Below are 16,593 nucleotides of genomic sequence, written 5' to 3' on the forward strand. Positions count from 1 at the left end.
GAGTGATAGAGGTTCTCCGTGTCGTCTTCATCACCGTAGTAGGGCCGCAGGTGGAGGTCTGCGCAGACCTCCACCTGCTCGGGGAGCAGTTCGACGATGTCTCGGCGAAGAAGCGTGTTAGCGACGCGTTCGAGCCGTTCCGGCTCGAACTTCGTCCGTAGATGATAGAGAATCGTGTTCGCCGATGGGGAGTCTTCACTGGAGTTGCACAGCGTCGAGATCGAGGTCCCGTCGGCGGTCGCGCCGACGAGGACCTCGTAGATGTCCTCTGCACCGATTTCAGCGTTGTTGGCGAGGTTGAGAGAAACTTCCTCGTCAAGGCAGTTGACGAGGAAGTTAAGGAGCTGGTCCTCGTGAATCTCACTGTCTGCTTGCTGGGTTGTAGACACACCTTCAGCAAGCAGACGTCTCAACTAACCGGCTTTGTGATGTACTGAATCTTCGGCTAATCATCCGGATTTGTTTGTCCGAAGTTGCTATCGACCGCTCCGATTCCCGAACACCCGATCGCCAGGTCCACCGAACCTGGGCCAGCAATTTCCGAGTCAGCCAAGACAACAGCCATATCTGTGTCTGTCCGTCCTTCGATCCTCTCGCGGAGACGACGAGCACTCTCGTCGGGATCTCCCGGCAGCAACGTCATTATCCCGTCCGGACTGTTCGACCAATCGAAACCCGCCTTTGTACAAAGCTGTCCGTTGCGCTCGGTCACGAGCATCGCTGGGACCTCCTCGAGTGCTTCCTGCGCCAACTCGGGGTCGACAGTGTGTCCCAACAGAAGGTCTTCGCCGATCTCTGCGATCGGGATCGCACCGATGACCTCGCTTTCATCGGCGATCGCGGAGATTTCTCGCGGATCGATGCCGGTGATATCGGCCACTCGCTGATCGCGGTCGGTAACTTCGACCTCGTCGGCCTCAACGAGTCGATTCTCGGCGAACGATACGACCACCGTCACCGGAACAACCTGGAGGAGATCGCCGGCGAGCAGAGCGTCTACCTCCCGCCGGCGTGATTTCGCGACCTGTTTTTCGTGCCCCCAGAGAGGGCGAGGGCTCCTTCGAGAGCCCTCAGAGGTGACTTCCAGTGAGTCAACAACAGAGTCCCGACAACGTCTCGATCGACGAGATCCCGGTCGATATCGACAACACGCAATCAGCGGAGGTCGATCCCGCCGACATCCCCGACGGAATCGAATCCATCACCCGTGGGCTCGCCGGTGAGCAGCCACCGACGAATCCGCTGGTCGTGCTGAAAGCGGCCCGGTGGTGGTACATTCACGGCAAGGGCGGCACGGATCCCGCCTTCCAGTGGGCCATCGAGTGGGCGCGTCACCTTGCGACCGACACGCCCAGCGACGTTGAGCGGTTCGACGAGTTCCTCGAGTACCTCGTTACGGTCGGCTTTGCGGACGAACGTCACGAGCTCCGCTAACCGCCAGAGCGGTTTTTTGAACGCCCCTGAGGGGTGCGGCGCGGTCTGAACTGATGCAGTCGCCGTGAACTCGATTCCGTGCACACAATGGCTACGACCAGTGATTCGTCGGTCTCCTTCGACCAGACCGACACGCGATCCGACGAGATGAACAGCACGATCGAACAGTGGATCGACGACCTCGTCGCCGGCGTCGACGATGCGCAGGCCAGCTCAGAGTTCCAGGAGTGGCTTGACGTCCAGAGTCGGTTCTACGACTACTCCTACCGGAACACGCTCCTCATCAAGCGGCAGTGTCCCGAGGCAACCCGCGTGGCTGGCTACCGGACGTGGCAGGAGGAGTTCGACCGCCACGTCACGGAGGGCGAGTCGGCCATCTGGATCTGGGCGCCGATCATCACCAAGCAGTGCCCGGAGTGCGAGAACTCGCCGAGCTACCACGAGGACAGCGACTGTGACTACGACGAGACGCCGCCCGAGGAGTGGTCCGAGGGACTCGTCGGGTTCAAGCCCGCGCCGGTGTTCGACGTCTCCCAGACCGAGGGCGAGCCGCTTCCCGACCTAGACACGGAAGCGACCGGCGACGCCGGCGACCTCGTCGAACAGCTAACTGCCGCCGCTGACGACCTCGGCGTGACGGTGCGGATCGTTCCAGCCGAGGAGTGGACCCACGGCGAGGCAAAGGGCATCTGCGAGCAGCTAAGCCTCGTCGACGTTCAGCCGCTCGTCGAGGTGCGTGATCGGGAGAACGAGGCCGACCTCGCGCGGACGCTGATTCACGAGTACGCCCACGCCCTGCTCCACTTCGACGTCGACGACGACACCGAACGGGCAAAACGCGAGGTCGAGGCTGAAGCCGTCGCGTACGTTGTCGGTCGCTACTGCGGGCTCGACACGAGCGGGTCAGCGTTCTACCTCGCTGCGTGGGAGTCGGACGATCCCGAGGTCGTTCGCGAGCGCCTCGGCCGGATTAGTCGAACGGCAGAAGAACTCATCGACGTTCTCGAGGAAAAATTCTCTCTCCAATTTGATTAACCAACAGAGGGATGTGTAGTTTTGTATTGTTGGTTAATCCATACGTGATGTCGCCATTCTTTCAGTCAATTCTAATTTCGGCCGTGTTTAGACGCCGCTCAGTTGCCGTCTCGACCGGGATTATGTGGCGTTGAGCGAGGAAGCGGCGAGTATGCCGTCTCAACTCGCCCGCTTCACCGACCGATGCGTCGATTTATCCCAGAACGCTGTCATCGGCGAGCCAGCACCGGCGATCAAGAAGGGTGATGGCGGCTATGCTGACTGGGTGATTATATCGATCCACTGCCTCCGAGAGTACCTGAACCAGCCATACCGCGGTTGCTCGATATCCTGTACGAGATGCCCGGAATCGCCGCTAAACTCGAGCTTTCTGTGGATCAACTACCGAATTTCACCACCGTCTGCACGCGAAAACAGGATCTCAAAATGCGGGTCTGGCGGGTGTTGCTACAGTTGTCTGTTTCGCTACACGAACTCGGCAACGTTCAGGCAATCGACGCGACCGCCTTTAAACGCCATCAAGCCAGCCGCCACTACGTCCTCCGCGTCGGCTACAACTTTGACGATATCAAGACGACAGCGCTCGTTGACTGCGATACCAGTGTCATCCTCGATATCCATTGCTCGATGAAACAGCCGCACGATACACACGTTGGACGACAGGTACTGACGAGAAATCTAGCACAGCTAAACACGATTACCGCCGACAAAAGCTACGACTGGGACGCGCTGCGGCACGAACTCAGGGATGCTGGCATCCGCCCGGTGATCAAACACCGAGAGTTCTACTCACTTGACAAAGCGCACAACGCTCGCCACAACGAGAACGTCTATCACCGCCGCTCGATCGTCGAAGCGATCTTCTTCGCGTTGAAGCATCGGTTCGGCGAGACGTTGCGGGCTAGAACATGGTTTGGCCAGTTCAGAGAACTCGTCCTAAAGGCCGCCGTCAGAAACATCGAGCAAGCCGTGAAGCTCTGATACCGCTGATCTCACGCGTCTAAACAAGCCCCTAATTTCTAATCAGGAGGTCAAATTCGGTGAGTGGCTCCTGTTATTGGTCAATGAGTTGTTGTTGCTCTTCGAGCGTTCCCTCGTGGTCTTCAACAGCATCTTCCCGAGCCTCTGCATCACCACTGAGCCGGTCTGACAATTCTTTGAGACGGTCTTGTTTCCCATAGAGGACAAGCGTGTCGTCCGGTTTTGTCTCCGTATCTGGTTGTGGGGCACCAATATATGAATCATCACGACGGATGCCGAGTATCAACACCCCTTCGCGTGGTAAATCCAGCTCCGAAATCGACCCCCCTGCCAGCCAATCCCCCTCGCTGATTTCCACCTCCGCCACACGATATTCACGTTGCAATCCGAGTAACTGGGCATAATCCGAGATCTCCAACTCTGTCGTCTCACTCAGCGCCCACTCAATAAGTGGCGTCACGAGGCGGTTGAACCACCGACTCCGTGCGAACAGAATGATCACACCGGCGCCACCGAGAATGTACAGTAAGTTCAACAGGTCGTCGCCACCAGTTCGCGTGAATGAAAGGATAAGTGACGAAATTGCACCGAGGAGCCCAATACTGCCGAGCCGAATGAGCGCCTTCACGGTTTTGCGGCGGCCGACGGTGGTGATAGCCTGTTCTGCCTCTTCGGTCGTATATCCGGCTCCAGAGAACGCCGACGTGGCCTGGAAGGAGGCCACATCTGGTGAAAGGCCCGTCATTTCCAGCGCAATCGAGCCGGTACGCACAATCAACAACGACAGCGCGAAGATGATCAGTAGTGACAGTATTGAGTACGTGGCAGCCATACCTAGTGGAGCGTTCCCATATCTGTAAATAGCACCGCCTACGCGAACACTACACCCTTCGTGTCTATAAGCAGTCATTCTGAGTGAAAACCAGTCCATCAGCTACACGGAATTTTTTCTGCGCCCGCGGAGGGGCGGAGGCGCATTCAGATCTCCGTCGAATGATGACTGAACCCTATCTCACGACGGTTCTCGAGGAAGCCGAGCACGTTGCCGAGCAGCATGACCAGGTCGCTCGAACGACAGACAACCAAGCCCACGAGTACCTCCGATACGCCGTTCTTCGGGTGCTCGAAGGCGAGGCGGACCACCTCCCAGCAGACTGGACGCCGATCGACGGCGTGACCGTCGGCTACGGGACCGACGAGGCGATGTGCGACAGCTGGGGCTCCAGCGAAGACTGGTGGGAGACCGTCCCGCCGCAGGAGGCGTGTACCCGCTTCCGGGTGTTCTTCCCGGATGACGGCCAGACGGTTCCCCGCGACATCGTCGACGTGATGGCCGCGCTCGGGGGCTGGCGGGTGTGGACTGGGAGCGCAGCCGCGTGGGGTTCCTACGACCATCGCGAGCGCCGCGAGGTCCACTACCTGTGGCCGGAAGGCCATCCGGTGGAGGAACTGCTCCACGAGCGGCTCAGTGGCCCTGCGGAAGCCGTCGCGCCGGACGGAGGCCGAACGGGCGACGTTCACGACCGACTGGTCGTCGACGAGAACGCAGAGTCACAGGACGATCTCGAGCCCCGCACGAAGCGTGCCGTCGCCGAAGCAATGGACGTCTCACTCCTTTCGAAAGGTGGCCGCTATGAGGTGCAGTCCGCGTCCGGCAACAGGTACGAAGTCGACATCGTCGACGAGTCGTGTTCCTGTCCTGACTGGCAGCAGCGCTCACCCGAGGGGGGCTGCAAGCACCTGCGTCGCGTCGATCACGAGATCAAACGAGGCCGTGTTCCCCGACCAGACGGCCGCCTTCCTTCTCCATAGGTAGTGAGTGAGCTACTCCACGTGACGGATTGTCTCGCCATCCCGACGAATCCGGTCGAACGTTGAGAGATACGCGATCCGGTCGTGAACCTCGTCAGTATCCAGCTCCAGTTTGGCGGCCAGTTCGTCGACGGTCATCGGCTCGTCGAGTGCCTGGAGGACTTCGAGCCCCCGGTAGTACCTGTTCGTGAGTTCCTGGACGCGGGCCTCGATCGGTGTGGTCACTCCGTACCGCTCCTCGAGTTCGACCAGCGCCTCGTTCGCGAACGTGGCGAACTGATCGTCCCCCAGACGTTCGATCTGGGCTTCGAGTTCAGCCCGGACGACGTCGTAATCGAGGCCGGCCTGCACGAGCATATTCATGTCCTCGATGTCGTCGTCACGGCCTGCGATCGCCTTGAACAGGAAGATATCCTCGGTGCTGACCAGCCGGACCATCAGTCGATCCGTGTCGAGGAACGGCTCGCTGCGCTCTTGCATCCCGTCGGTGAGCACGAGCTTGTTCGCGACCTGCTGGTTGAAGATGTCGAGGCGACACCCATCGTCGTTCTCGACGCAGCTCGTCGCCCCCAGCGCCCGGTAATCTGGATCCAGCGACTGGACCTCCGCATACCCGAGGTCCATCAGGACGGCCCACAGCTGGCCGTACGCGTCGCCATCTGGGACGACCAGGTCGATATCTTTCGTCGCCCCCTTGAGGTCGCGCAGCGACATCGCGCCACCACCAATCAGGTAGACCGTGAGCGGTTCAGATAACCCATCCCCGATTCGCTGGAATTCGTTCTCGATGTACTCGCGGCCGAATGTTGGTCTCATTGTGGTAGTGATACCTCGTAGTCAGCCGCCAGTTTCTGGAACTCATCCCACTCCGGGAGCCGGTCGTCGTCGACCTCGCCGTGCGTCTCGAGGTAGCGGACCAAGGCGTCGATTTCGTCTTCGAGGCCATACTTCGCCGCCTGCGCTCGGAGGGCCGCCTCGTCGACGTCGACGTGACTGAGCAGGAGGAGACAGTACGAACGGTGGCGGCTGCCGTCGTCGATCAAGAGGGTGTGACAGCAGAGCTCCGCCGGTGAGACTACGTCGAGGTCCTCGGCGTAGACGTAGTAGCGGTGGTCGGTGAGCAGGAACTGGAGGTCGAAGGCCGCGAATCGAGCGAGGCCGGTTTCGTGGAACGCCTCCGCATCGATCTCCGTCTCGGTCTGCGCGAGGAATTCGTCGTAGTCCTCCCAGAGAATCGTGCCCTTCGGGGCGACGGCTTCGAGGCGTTGACGATGCAGATGGTGTGCGAGTTCACGGGCGAACTCGTGGAGACGGTCGAAGTCCGCGTTGAACTCGTAGTGGCCGTCGGCCGTCCCGACGAGACCACGGTCACGAAACCGCTTGAGGACGCGGTTGACCGTGTTGCGGTAGTTGTCGCTCCGGTCAGCGATCTCGGAGACGGTTCGCGGCTGATCGAGGTAGTACAGCACCTCGAGTGCCTTCCCGGTCAGTAGCTCGGGGAAGTCAATGTGGGAGTGCTGACGAACGAGGTCCTGATAGAGTTCGACGGCGCGAGCATCCGACGGGATGACTCGTTTTCGCCGGCCGTCGCGTTCCGTGTAGACGAGCCCCTTCTCGACGAGCTCGGCGACGGCACGAGAGAGGTAGCTCTCGCTGTGGTCGAGTTTCGTCGCGAGTTCGGAGATCGTGTCGCCGCGGTCGACTGTGGCGAGGACCTCGAGTTCGATGCGCCGGAGCACGGTGTAACATAGTACGAAACTTGTATATAAAGAAGTTTCGAGTAGTGTTACAGCCAACAATCGCGAGAACCGCCCCCATCGTCTTAACCAACAAAACTATGGGTTCATGGGACGTGTTGGTTAACACGAGAGTAGCCGATGTCCTACGAACCCCCGACCCCACCGGCGAACCTCCCGACGGAGATCGTCAACACGCTCAATGAAGCCACACCGGAGCATCTTCGGGATGTTGCCAGCTACGCCGAGGCGTTGGCGGAACACAAAGAGCGGGAAGCTCGTCTCGAGGAGGAAGCGGACGACGCCGACGTCGAGGAGCGCCCCGATGACCTCCCAGACGACGTGCCGGCGAAGGCGACGATCACGATCAAGGAGATCAACGACAACCGCTACTACTACTGGCAGTGGCGAGATGGCGACAGAATCCGCTCTAAGTACAAGAGACCAGTTAATCCCGACGAGTGAGTTCGTACTTGTTGAGGGATGAGCGTTCACATCGGTCGCAATTTACGGATGAGGGGCGACACCATCTAATTATCTGATACTTCGTCAGACACTCCACTATTGCCAGTAAAAGCGGCGTACGATAGTGCATCATAGATTACTGGCAACCAGGGTGTTTGAGAATCAAATCATATATATTTCATATATGAGGGTACTGGCAACACCGGAGAGGGTACTGGAAAAACTGGCACTGACGGTTACGTGGTTACTGGCAAAAGTGGAGAGGGTATTGGCAGTACTGGTGTTGGCGGTTCTGAAGTCATTCCAGAACCCGATGCCGTTTCGCAGTTTCACGAATATCGTCAAGCTCTCCTAGCTCACCCTCGAGTGCATCAAGAGCTGACGATAGAGAGACATCAAGCTCGTATTCGTTGTAGTTCCCGCGTCCACCCGACGAGTCGACCAACCGCAGGATTCCGTGAAGGCTCAAATCTGACAAGTGGTCGTGTACCCGCCTGCGTTTCAGCGGTTCACTGCCGTGATCACGAAGAACCTCTTGATACCGTTCATAGATCAGTTTCGTCCGTTCGGGTGTTTCACCCTCTGCTGCCAGCTGGCAGACTGTTAGTAGCACATACTGTCCCTGTCGGGTCAGCGAATGCATTCCCTCGACAACCTGTTGGCGCTGAATTTGATGTTCTCCCTCCCGAACGTGCTCCTCGGTGATCTTCGCCTCCCCGTCGGCCATTGCCTCGTTTTCAGCGATATCGGCTGCTTTCCGGAGTAACCGTAGCGCCTGTCGAGCCGATCCCGAATCCTGTGCAGAGAACGCTGCGCACAACGGAATTACATCTGTCTCAAGAACATCATCGTAGAACGCAATATCGGCGCGTTGCCGGAGAATATTCTGTAATTCCGTCGCGTCGTAGGGAGGGAATAGAATTTCCTCCTCGCAGAGCGTATCCTTAACTTTCGGAGAGAGGTTTTCGCGGAATTTGAAATCATTCGAAATGCCGACTACACCTAATTTCACATCGAGATCCAGCTGTGAGCGTGCTCGCGGGAGTTCGTACAAGATATCGTCATCCGATCCGATATTATCGATCTCGTCCAAGACCACGAGAATCGTCCCACCGACCGACTCGAGGTCATTGTAGAGTTCGTTGAAGATACGCTTTTGCTGATATCCGGTTTCACTCATGGGTTCGCGTGGAGACGAGACAGTAGTGAGAGGATGGGACGGAGAGCGAATCTCGTTCACGAGATTGACCGCTACCTGATAGGATGTGGTGCAACCAGTACAGTTGAGTTCGATAACGTTGAGATCGACGTCATCATATTCTTCGGCAGATTCCTGCAGCTCCTCAAGAAGATCGTGCGTCGCAGCTGTCTTCCCAACGCCGGTAACGCCATAAAGAAAGACGTTGTTCGGTTGCCAGCCCTGAATGACGGGACGGAGAGCGGCCGCATATTCGTCGAGTTCTTCATCCCGCTCCTCGAGCGTCTCTGGCTGATAATCATCTCGGAGGACATCTTTGTCCTGGATGATGAACGATTCTCGATTGAATCGGCCCATAGGCGGACCCAAGACGAAGAACCATCATAAAACCAGGGGTTCCAGTATCGCCACTAACCCACCACTCGAACCAGTTATGCCAGTATCGCATCTACTTATAAAACACACACACTCCACTATTGCCAGTAAACCTTCGCAACAACTGGAGGGGGTCGTTGACCCCTCTCTAGCCAGCGATACTTTTATTATAATAGGCGTAAAACCAAAACCGTACTAGCGGAAACGCAAATAGCTGTAGTGGGTGGAGTAATAGCAACTAGACTAGAGACGTGACAGCTTCTGCCCTCCCGTCTCGTTACTGGCAATAGTGGAGTGAGAGAGGTACTTAAACGACGGTATTATTGGCAATACTGGCAACTCTGGTCGTCCTCTCCCTGCTTCCATCGTTGCCTGCCCGATATTCCAGCTGAAATCTACCCTTCCCGACACCAACCGATCGATGACCGTGGACCTCTTTCCACATGTTTCGCTCGTTCCCACTTCCCGATGATGACCGTTTCTGAATCTACTCTCCGTGATCCCTGTCGTTCATCGTGGTTCGAATTTCGACCGATATAGATCATCGATTAACCAACAAAGCGCACGTATTGACGGTCTGTTGGTTAACTGTTCATGGCCTATGCTCGATTCGCGGTCGGTACTCCGTACTAGTATCCCGTGATTTCGGCGTTTTTCGATTCCGCAAGGGTTCGCTTGATTGCCGCTCGATCTCACCCAAGGAGACAAGATATTACTGCATTAGCGACGCAACTTCCGAACCGACGAGTGAGTACTTCCGGTCCCGGCTCGTGCCTTTCGCATCAAGGAGGTTGTACTGGGCCATCTTGGAGAGATACGTCCGCACTGTCCGTTTGGTCCGGGGGTCATCGACGTCCTCGGTATAGCGCTCGTGAATCTCGCTCGGGCCGACTGGGCCGTGCTCACGAACGATGTCGTAGACGGCGCGCTGGTGTGGCGTGAGCGAGTCGAGGCTCTTCTGCTTGATTTGGGCCCGAGCATCCTCGGCGGCGTCCAGGAGAATGTCGTCGGTGATGCGCTCGTGGTTTTCGCGATCTGCTTTGCCGGCGGCCGTTCGGAGGATGCCGATTGCGAGTCGGGCGTCGCCGGCGGCGGCGATCCGATAGAGCTGGTTGTCGGTGATGACGTCCTCGTCGAGGCCCCACTTCGCCCGCGCACTCAGGATCTCGTACAGCTGCTCGTCGTGGTACTTGTCCATCCGGACGTGCTCGCTCGAATGGAGCCGACTCACGAGCCGGTCGTCGACGCGACTGAACAGCTCCTCTTCCTTGTTCGCGATGCAGATGATCGCGAACTGCGGGAGGCTGTGGAGGTCGTAGATGACGCTGGGATCTTCGAGCTGGTCGACCTCGTCGAGGATGACGACCGTTCGCGGGCCGTCGTGCTGCTGGAGGCGGTCGACGAGTTCGTCGTGGGGCGTCGACTGCCGGTGGATGTCGATGGTCGCGCCGAGGTCGTCTCGACGTCGAGGACTTTCTCGCGTAGTCGCTCGGTAACGAACTTCGAGATACATGTTTTGCCGGCGCCGCTAGGGCCAGTGACGATGGCGGTGTCGACAGGCTCGTCGTTCGCGATTGGTTCAAGGACGCTAGAGAGGTGGTTGACTTCGGCGTCACGATGCTCGACTTCTCGAGGGACGAATCCGGCACGGAGGACGCGAGCATCGCGGCTCATCAGTCTGTAGTCGCCTCATTTTGCGTCTACCCCTAAAAGCGTGATCGGGTCGTTTCCGGAAACGATCTAAGGGGCACTCAATAGCTATCTTAATTCCTACGCAGTCACGCGGTTCTTGTTTACGGAAAACTAGGGTTTCCGGGAATTTCCCGAATCCGATCTCAGCCAATAAGCATCTCACCAGATGGGGCAAGAACCCGTTATTTTCGGGTGGCCCTAGTCAGTGAATTTGTGCCCGATAGTGTGGCTAAGCCCCCCAATCCAAAACACTCCATACCGTTGCGCTGTCGCGCAGCGGAAGCAAAGCGCCCGAGGAGTTCGAAAACCAGTCTATCGAAATCGTGGCTCAGTTATAACGCCTTGCAGGAGTGACCCGGCTTGAAGTCTCGCGAGACCTAGTCGGAGTGACGTGGAAAAATTCTTACCATCTAACGGGAATAGGACAACATGGCCACATCAGATGATTTCGAACATATTCTCGAGCGGGCCGAAGAACTAGACTGTAACACCGATATCGAGATCGCGTTCATACCATGGAATCTGCTTGCGGCGGACTCTCAAGATGAGCTCGCCTATCATGACGAGGTAATAACGGTCCAGAAACTGGCCCAGCAAGAAGACGTTAGAATCGACCAGTTTATCTCATACAGTGATGCAGATACGGTCCAGTTAAACAGTACTGAGCTCTTCTTCGGTGGCCTATATGTAACGCTAGATTTCGTCCGAAACAACTGGGCGGAGTTGGTCACGCTAATCCAACTGATACAGGAGCACTACTCTCGCCATGATATTGGCAGTAAAGCCGAAATCAGCATTAGCGTGGAGAAAGATGATGGAGAAGTTGAAAAGTTCGATTATGAGGGTCCGATTGATGAGCTAGACTCCGTTCTTGAGAGTGTAAGCAGCTTAGACGATGATTGACTTAGTTCCTATTAGGATGCAACACGAGACATTTGAGTTACTAAATGTGGCTGAGGATGTGTCTGAGAACGTTCACCAAGTAAACAACCTTTCTAAATCCGAAGAGTCACGCGAAAAGGTGATTGCCCAAGCAGAAAAACTTGTAGAAAAATCAGAAGAGTATAAACAGGCTGTCAAGCAGAGGAATGAAAACCCAAAGTGCGCTAATCGAATACTGAGTATCGAAGAAGCGGGCAAAGCTTGGAGCCTTGCCCTTCAGATGTGGAGTGAATTGCGGGCGGAAGAGTGGGAATCTGCTTGGGACAAGATGGTTTATGCTCAGCGGCATGCCCAAGCGTCTGTACGGGCAGATATGCTGGGTGACAAACTCAATATGACACCATTCTATAAGCGACTCAATATTATTGAGGAGTTGTTATTCCCAGATCAATTGTTTTCGAGTACAGGGATGCAGATTGGTACCGGGATATGCACCCTCTGTGAATCTGAGTACTCAGAGTGCCACCATATCAAAGGTCAAGCCTACAACGGAGAGTTTTGCGTAGTTAGGCTGGAAGACCCAAAGGAAGTCGACCATCTTGCACTAGTTGAGGATCCTGACGACAAGACCTTGCGAGTCGACGCGCTAACTCCTCTGGAATAACCCCATTCGACAGTTCTGTTCGCTCGGAGCCCAATTTCGGATTAATCCATGGGATTGTACGTCGTGGTCGGCGATTTCTGGTATGTACACACGAAACCACGAATTTCGTGTGAACGAGGCACCTTGTAGATCGACTTGGAGATACGTCGTGGCCCCTGGTTTCAGAAATGAAATCATGTGGTAGTTCTGTTGTTCACACGACGGGCAATGCAGGGGTAATTTGAAGCTATTGAGGCAAACCAAACTTAACCAACGAACTGAGCGGACTGCCCCAGATGTTGGTTAACCCTCGATGGGTATCTAACGCCTCGGTTCTCCCCGTCACTTACCCGTCTAGCGTAGCAACCGAAACACGTCCTCAGATGGACCTCGGAGAATCGCTGCATCACGAATCGGATGGAAACCAAGAAATTCCACCGATCCAGTGCGACGCATGCGAGTTAGCACTTCAGTCTCCAGACCGGCACATGCTGTCATTTCTGCTGCTCGACCAGCTTACAGCCCCGCTTATCGGCTGTGACGACCACCTCCAGCAGTTCGCTTCGATTTGTGGATACACGACGGAGGCCTCCGCTGAACTTCTTAACCACCGGCCTGCTGGCGGCGTGAGCTGTCCCAGTTGTGGCCTCGCAGCACATACGCCGCACCAGCCGCTCGTCCCGGTTGAGGACGGTGCTGTCGCGATTCTCACCTGCCCGGAGCATCAAACCGAGATTATCAACCGATTCCATACTGGTCTCGACACACAGCACCAACTGACAGTCCAACTTGACACGGCTGCACACCACGACGTCTCGTAACGAGGTTGTTCACTCGTCTGCGAGCGTTTCTAGGTCTTCAGAGACACGTCCGCAGAGCTCCGCCGCTGATCCATAGTCCTCGTCGTCAAGTGCTAGCAGAAATGCGAGAAGGTCATCCCGAAGTGAAGGGCTCACGTTGTCAACATTCTCCAAATCTATCGATGCGATTTTCGTGACCTCATCGATTTGGACGAACGATGCAGAATCTTTGTCAGCCATTTTGTTCAGGGCTACCGTCACACTGACCCGCGGTAGTCTTTCCGCTAATTCTCTTCTATATCGAGCGACTGTTTCAGGTTGACCTCTAAATAAAGGAACCGTAATGCCAACTACTGTGATCGTTCCGGTAGAGAGCCGTGTCTTCGTGTGGCGTCTGTTAGCGGTCCGGTTGAGAGATGATACGGCCGTGCTCGTCGATGGCATCAGCTAACGCTGTGTAGAGGTCCGCGCACGACTCGTCAGACTGTTTTCCGTCCGCAGGGGTGCCAAGTGTTTCCCAGTCGCCAACCACAACCAAACGTTTCCGAGCGCGTGTCAACGCGACGTTCAACCGCCGCGGGCCTTCTTCCGGCACAGTCAAGAACCCACTCCGATTCTCGGCGTTGCTCCGTACCAGCGAGACGATGATCGCCTCTCGCTCGCTCCCCTGAAAGGCGTCCACCGTGTCCACACTCACGTCATCGACACCGTCCGCCTCGACCGTCGCGAGCTCCTGCTTGATGTGTTCGACTTGTGCGCTGTAGGCCGCAATCACGCCGATATCGCTTCCCGGAACTCCCTGCTGGAGGAGGATACTGACCTGTTGGGCGGCTGCTTCCCCTTCCTGCGGATTCAATTTCGAATGCCCACCCGATCTGGTCTGTTCGTCCCCAACGAGATTGATTCCAAGCAAGGGTTCTAGGCCATCGAGTGTCCACGATTCGTTCCGGGTAGCCGTCTCAAGCATACCATCGTAGAACTGTTCGTTCGGAAACGCTGCAATCGATTTGTGCATCCGGTACTGTTTCGTGAGCATCACGGCGATGTCGTTGCCGTACCGATTTAGGAGGGCTTCGTACAGCGACGGCCGCTGCTCGTCGCCTAAGAGGTCGTCGCTGGCGCTGAACGGTGGGAGCTGCTTGTGGTCGCCCGCCAGCACCAATTTCTCGGCGGCATCGTATGCAATAAGCGTGCCGGCGCGACTTGCTTGAGTCGCTTCGTCAACCACTGCGACGTCGAAGGTGTCCTGGTCGAATTCTGCTGCTCCGTTTGTCGTCGCCGCAACTACGTCTGCCCCACTCGGTGGTGTCGCACCGTAGTAGCCTTGAGCGACTTCACTTGTGGAGTTCCGACCAACCCGTGCGATAGTCAGGTCGGTATCGTCGCGCTCTGCAATCGCGTGCAGCGTTCCCTCCTCCGGGTTGGTGAGGGTGCTGTCTCCGACGAGGAGGTTGTCGACCGCGGGATTCGAGTGAGCGCAGACGAGCACCTGTTGGCCCGCATCCACAGCCGCCTTGATATACGCTGTGAGTGTCCGGGTTTTACCAGTGCCAGGGGGCCCGTGGATGCAGACGCAGTCATTTGCAGCCAGTGCCCAGATCAGCGCGCGTTCCTGGGAGTCGTTCAGGTCAACCGCCGGATTCGGAGCCGCATACTTGTTCGGGGTGAATTCGATGTCCGTATTCCCGGTGAGGAGGTCCCGTTTCTCGTGGCTAGCTTTGACGCTTCGGATAGCAGCGTCGCGACGGTCGAAGGGCGTGGGATTCAGGATCTGATATAGCCACAGCTGGTTCGTGGTGTCCGTGAGGTATTGGCCGACTTCTGAATGCCGATGCACGTCGTTGTTCACTGCTTCGAGGCGGAGGCGGCGCGTGTTCACGTCGGTGGCGACGACGTGGATGGGGTCGAGGTCGGTGGCGTCCTCACAGACGACATAGTAGTGGTTGTCCTCGAAGATGCCGGCATCATCACGGAGGTCGAGGTCGCGTTCTGGCTCGTCCGGGTCCTCAGTGATGAGGATTGCCGAAAAGGCGTTCTGGTTGTTGATTTCGTGGTCGGTTGGCTGGAGTGGCCCCGTCAGCCGGGAATCTCGAGATGGCTGGCTTGCCGGCTGTGAGTTGTAGGCTTCCTTTCTGGCGGTGAGGGTCGCGTCACGTTCAGCGTCGACGACAGAACGGATGTCTCCGAACCACTTGCCAATATCTGGTTCAGGGATAGTGTCGATTGGAGCAATCGTTTCCGGCGGGAGTTTGGATTCATCGAGGGTTTCGATGTTGTCGTTGTATTCGGGAAGCCACCATTTGAGGCGGTGAGCAAGATTCGTGTCCGTAATGTCGGTGGCGTCGACTGTTGTTGGGAGGTTCTTGGAGCTGTCGTAGTATTTTATTGTCTGGTCTTGGGGGTGGTAGCGGACGTATCGGTTGGTTGGGCGGCCGGTATCTGGTTCGAAGATGGGAACGGCATAGAGGTCTTTCATCGCCCAGCCGTCGTCGACGATGTTGACGGCGCGTTCGCAAGCGGCGACAACATCGACGGTGCCTTTGTCGGTCTGGGTGAGGGAGAGTTTGAGGAGCTGGTTGTTGTCGTCGTATCGAGACCAGGCTTCGAAGTGGGATTCGTCCATCGTGATTGTGGGTGTGAAGAGTTGGGAGTGTTCAAGAATTTGAGTGCGTCAACAACTACCGATGAGGTCGGACTCGTCGTGGGGTTGTACAGTGCTATTGGGTAGTCAGGTGAACGGAATAAAAATTCGCCCCGGGCTGATACGATAAACAGGTGTGTGGCTGACGTACGATCATGTATATCGCTCTTCCGTAGGAGATTGTTGATACAGTTCCCCCAAAGGGTTCGAGGATAGAAACTGACCGTTAGACTGCTTAGCGACCTAGTTCGTATCTAGTTCGGTCTGTAGCACAATCGCAAGACAGCTCTACATCAACAATATGCTACGCATGAGCGCATGTATATTCTCTGTATGTAGCGGCTGTTTCAGCCCTTATTCTGGATAAAGAAACTGGGCTGACAACTACTGATAATGTGCACCACCGACCAGTTTACCGAAGCCTTCGATTTGTCATCCTTCACCGCTTGGGCCGGAATCTTGCGCTACCAAGACACCTCGAGTAGGATTAGCGCTGCTGGCTGGTCATAGTAGTGGCCGCATTAAGCACACTGAACTCGATCATCTCTTACAACCAGTGGTGTAATGACACGAAGCTCATTACACTTACAGGCGTTTTAGGCACCATTAGATGCAGTGAAGAAGAGTCTGATACACTAAATGAACGCCAGACCCTATATCTTCACCAGTATAGTTTGGTGCTAAACTTTCGCCAAGTGAGTCTACACCACTATCTTCTGAGGGGAGAAACCTGCGTGATGACCGATACGAAACTCAATCGCTCGTCCGGAGCCATCGTCACTTGAGTGGGACGGCCATCGCCGCCCCGGCTCATATCGTAGGGAGGGGCCTTACGGCCCTTACTCCCGCTTGAGCCGCACGACGGTGACGATGAGTGCCATGAGGCGGAGGGCCGTTGT

General features: G+C 56.5%; 14 protein-coding genes and 3 pseudogenes. 7 read left to right on the plus strand and 10 right to left on the minus strand.

Translation table 11 applies throughout. From position 1 onward, the window contains the following. Positions 1–389: pseudogene (locus LPA44_RS13085) on the minus strand (ISH3 family transposase); the annotation flags it as partial. A gap of 56 nt (positions 390–445) precedes the next feature. After that, entirely contained in the window at positions 446–958 is a 513-nt protein-coding gene (locus LPA44_RS13090; RefSeq protein WP_230889991.1) for a coenzyme F420-0:L-glutamate ligase, read from the minus strand. A 128-nt stretch (positions 959–1,086) separates the two neighbouring features. On the opposite strand from LPA44_RS13090, the gene LPA44_RS13095 reads away from it, so the two are divergent. The 3 genes and pseudogenes from LPA44_RS13095 (at position 1,087) to LPA44_RS13105 (ending at position 3,450) form a co-directional block, all read left to right on the plus strand. After that, entirely contained in the window at positions 1,087–1,434 is a 348-nt protein-coding gene (locus tag LPA44_RS13095) for a hypothetical protein (protein WP_230889992.1), read from the plus strand. An 87-nt stretch (positions 1,435–1,521) separates the two neighbouring features. Further along, positions 1,522–2,469, plus strand: a complete 948-nt coding sequence (locus LPA44_RS13100; RefSeq protein WP_230889993.1) for an ImmA/IrrE family metallo-endopeptidase — start codon at positions 1,522–1,524, stop codon at positions 2,467–2,469. 151 nt (positions 2,470–2,620) lie between these two features. After that, positions 2,621–3,450, plus strand: a pseudogene (locus LPA44_RS13105) (IS5 family transposase). 73 nt (positions 3,451–3,523) lie between these two features. On the opposite strand, the gene LPA44_RS13110 reads toward LPA44_RS13105, so the two are convergent. Continuing rightward, positions 3,524–4,282 carry a potassium channel family protein gene (locus LPA44_RS13110; protein WP_230889994.1) on the minus strand — a complete coding sequence of 253 codons (759 nt, stop codon included), beginning with the start codon at positions 4,280–4,282 and terminating at the stop codon, positions 3,524–3,526. A 164-nt stretch (positions 4,283–4,446) separates the two neighbouring features. Between LPA44_RS13110 and LPA44_RS13115 the strand changes: the two genes are divergently transcribed. Next, positions 4,447–5,262, plus strand: a complete 816-nt coding sequence (locus LPA44_RS13115; RefSeq protein ID WP_230890081.1) for a hypothetical protein — start codon at positions 4,447–4,449, stop codon at positions 5,260–5,262. Between the two features lie 12 nt (positions 5,263–5,274). On the opposite strand, the gene LPA44_RS13120 is transcribed toward LPA44_RS13115, so the two are convergent. Together LPA44_RS13120 and LPA44_RS13125 are read right to left on the minus strand one after the other, a co-directional pair. Next, a complete protein-coding gene (locus tag LPA44_RS13120) occupies positions 5,275–6,078 on the minus strand; it encodes a DUF6036 family nucleotidyltransferase (protein WP_230889995.1) in 804 nt (267 codons plus the stop codon). Continuing rightward, positions 6,075–7,001, minus strand: coding sequence for a helix-turn-helix transcriptional regulator (locus LPA44_RS13125; protein ID WP_230889996.1), 927 nt, complete (start codon positions 6,999–7,001; stop codon positions 6,075–6,077). The genes LPA44_RS13120 and LPA44_RS13125 overlap by 4 nt, the downstream gene beginning before the upstream one ends. A gap of 138 nt (positions 7,002–7,139) precedes the next feature. Here LPA44_RS13125 and LPA44_RS13130 point away from each other — a divergent pair, with 138 nt between their 5' ends. After that, the gene (locus LPA44_RS13130; protein ID WP_230889997.1) at positions 7,140–7,463 is read left to right on the plus strand and encodes a hypothetical protein; all 324 of its coding nucleotides are present in this window, start codon (positions 7,140–7,142) and stop codon (positions 7,461–7,463) included. 298 nt (positions 7,464–7,761) lie between these two features. Here the strand turns inward: LPA44_RS13130 and LPA44_RS13135 are convergent, their stop codons facing one another. Then, positions 7,762–9,018, minus strand: coding sequence for an orc1/cdc6 family replication initiation protein (locus tag LPA44_RS13135; protein WP_135823168.1), 1,257 nt, complete (start codon positions 9,016–9,018; stop codon positions 7,762–7,764). A 730-nt stretch (positions 9,019–9,748) separates the two neighbouring features. Beyond that, positions 9,749–10,710 (minus strand): annotated as a pseudogene (locus LPA44_RS13140) (Cdc6/Cdc18 family protein). A gap of 447 nt (positions 10,711–11,157) precedes the next feature. Here LPA44_RS13140 and LPA44_RS13145 point away from each other — a divergent pair. Both LPA44_RS13145 and LPA44_RS13150 read left to right on the plus strand, forming a co-directional pair. Continuing rightward, positions 11,158–11,631, plus strand: a complete 474-nt coding sequence (locus LPA44_RS13145) for a hypothetical protein (RefSeq protein ID WP_230889998.1) — start codon at positions 11,158–11,160, stop codon at positions 11,629–11,631. A 16-nt stretch (positions 11,632–11,647) separates the two neighbouring features. Next, a complete protein-coding gene (locus LPA44_RS13150) occupies positions 11,648–12,274 on the plus strand; it encodes a hypothetical protein (protein ID WP_230889999.1) in 627 nt (208 codons plus the stop codon). Between the two features lie 473 nt (positions 12,275–12,747). Here the strand turns inward: LPA44_RS13150 and LPA44_RS13155 are convergent, their stop codons facing one another. From LPA44_RS13155 to LPA44_RS13165, 3 genes are all read right to left on the minus strand, one after another. After that, complete coding sequence (locus LPA44_RS13155) at positions 12,748–12,978, minus strand: hypothetical protein (RefSeq protein WP_230890000.1); 231 nt, start codon at positions 12,976–12,978, stop codon at positions 12,748–12,750. Positions 12,979–13,083: 105 nt separating this feature from the next. Continuing rightward, positions 13,084–13,314, minus strand: coding sequence for a hypothetical protein (locus LPA44_RS13160; protein WP_230890001.1), 231 nt, complete (start codon positions 13,312–13,314; stop codon positions 13,084–13,086). Between the two features lie 136 nt (positions 13,315–13,450). Next, positions 13,451–15,676: an AAA domain-containing protein gene (locus LPA44_RS13165; RefSeq protein WP_230890002.1), complete on the minus strand. Its 2,226-nt coding sequence runs from the start codon at positions 15,674–15,676 to the stop codon at positions 13,451–13,453. Between the last annotated feature and the right edge of the window lie 917 nt (positions 15,677–16,593).

Origin of the sequence: Halobacterium sp. KA-4, from assembly GCF_021028995.1 — an archaeon.
In the GTDB taxonomy this organism is placed as follows: domain Archaea; phylum Halobacteriota; class Halobacteria; order Halobacteriales; family Halobacteriaceae; genus Halobacterium.

Excerpts from the sequence above, each read along its gene's own strand:
- LPA44_RS13110 (WP_230889994.1), bottom strand. The coding sequence starts at position 4,282 with ATGGCTGCCACGTACTCAATACTGTCACTACTGATCATCTTCGCGCTG.
- LPA44_RS13120 (WP_230889995.1), bottom strand. The coding sequence starts at position 6,078 with ATGAGACCAACATTCGGCCGCGAGTACATCGAGAACGAATTCCAGCGA.
- LPA44_RS13155 (WP_230890000.1), bottom strand. The coding sequence starts at position 12,978 with ATGCTCCGGGCAGGTGAGAATCGCGACAGCACCGTCCTCAACCGGGAC.
- LPA44_RS13145 (WP_230889998.1), top strand. The coding sequence starts at position 11,158 with ATGGCCACATCAGATGATTTCGAACATATTCTCGAGCGGGCCGAAGAA.
- LPA44_RS13165 (WP_230890002.1), bottom strand. The coding sequence starts at position 15,676 with ATGGACGAATCCCACTTCGAAGCCTGGTCTCGATACGACGACAACAAC.
- LPA44_RS13130 (WP_230889997.1), top strand. The coding sequence starts at position 7,140 with ATGTCCTACGAACCCCCGACCCCACCGGCGAACCTCCCGACGGAGATC.
- LPA44_RS13100 (WP_230889993.1), top strand. The coding sequence starts at position 1,522 with ATGGCTACGACCAGTGATTCGTCGGTCTCCTTCGACCAGACCGACACG.
- LPA44_RS13135 (WP_135823168.1), bottom strand. The coding sequence starts at position 9,018 with ATGGGCCGATTCAATCGAGAATCGTTCATCATCCAGGACAAAGATGTC.
- LPA44_RS13115 (WP_230890081.1), top strand. The coding sequence starts at position 4,447 with ATGACTGAACCCTATCTCACGACGGTTCTCGAGGAAGCCGAGCACGTT.
- LPA44_RS13150 (WP_230889999.1), top strand. The coding sequence starts at position 11,648 with ATGCAACACGAGACATTTGAGTTACTAAATGTGGCTGAGGATGTGTCT.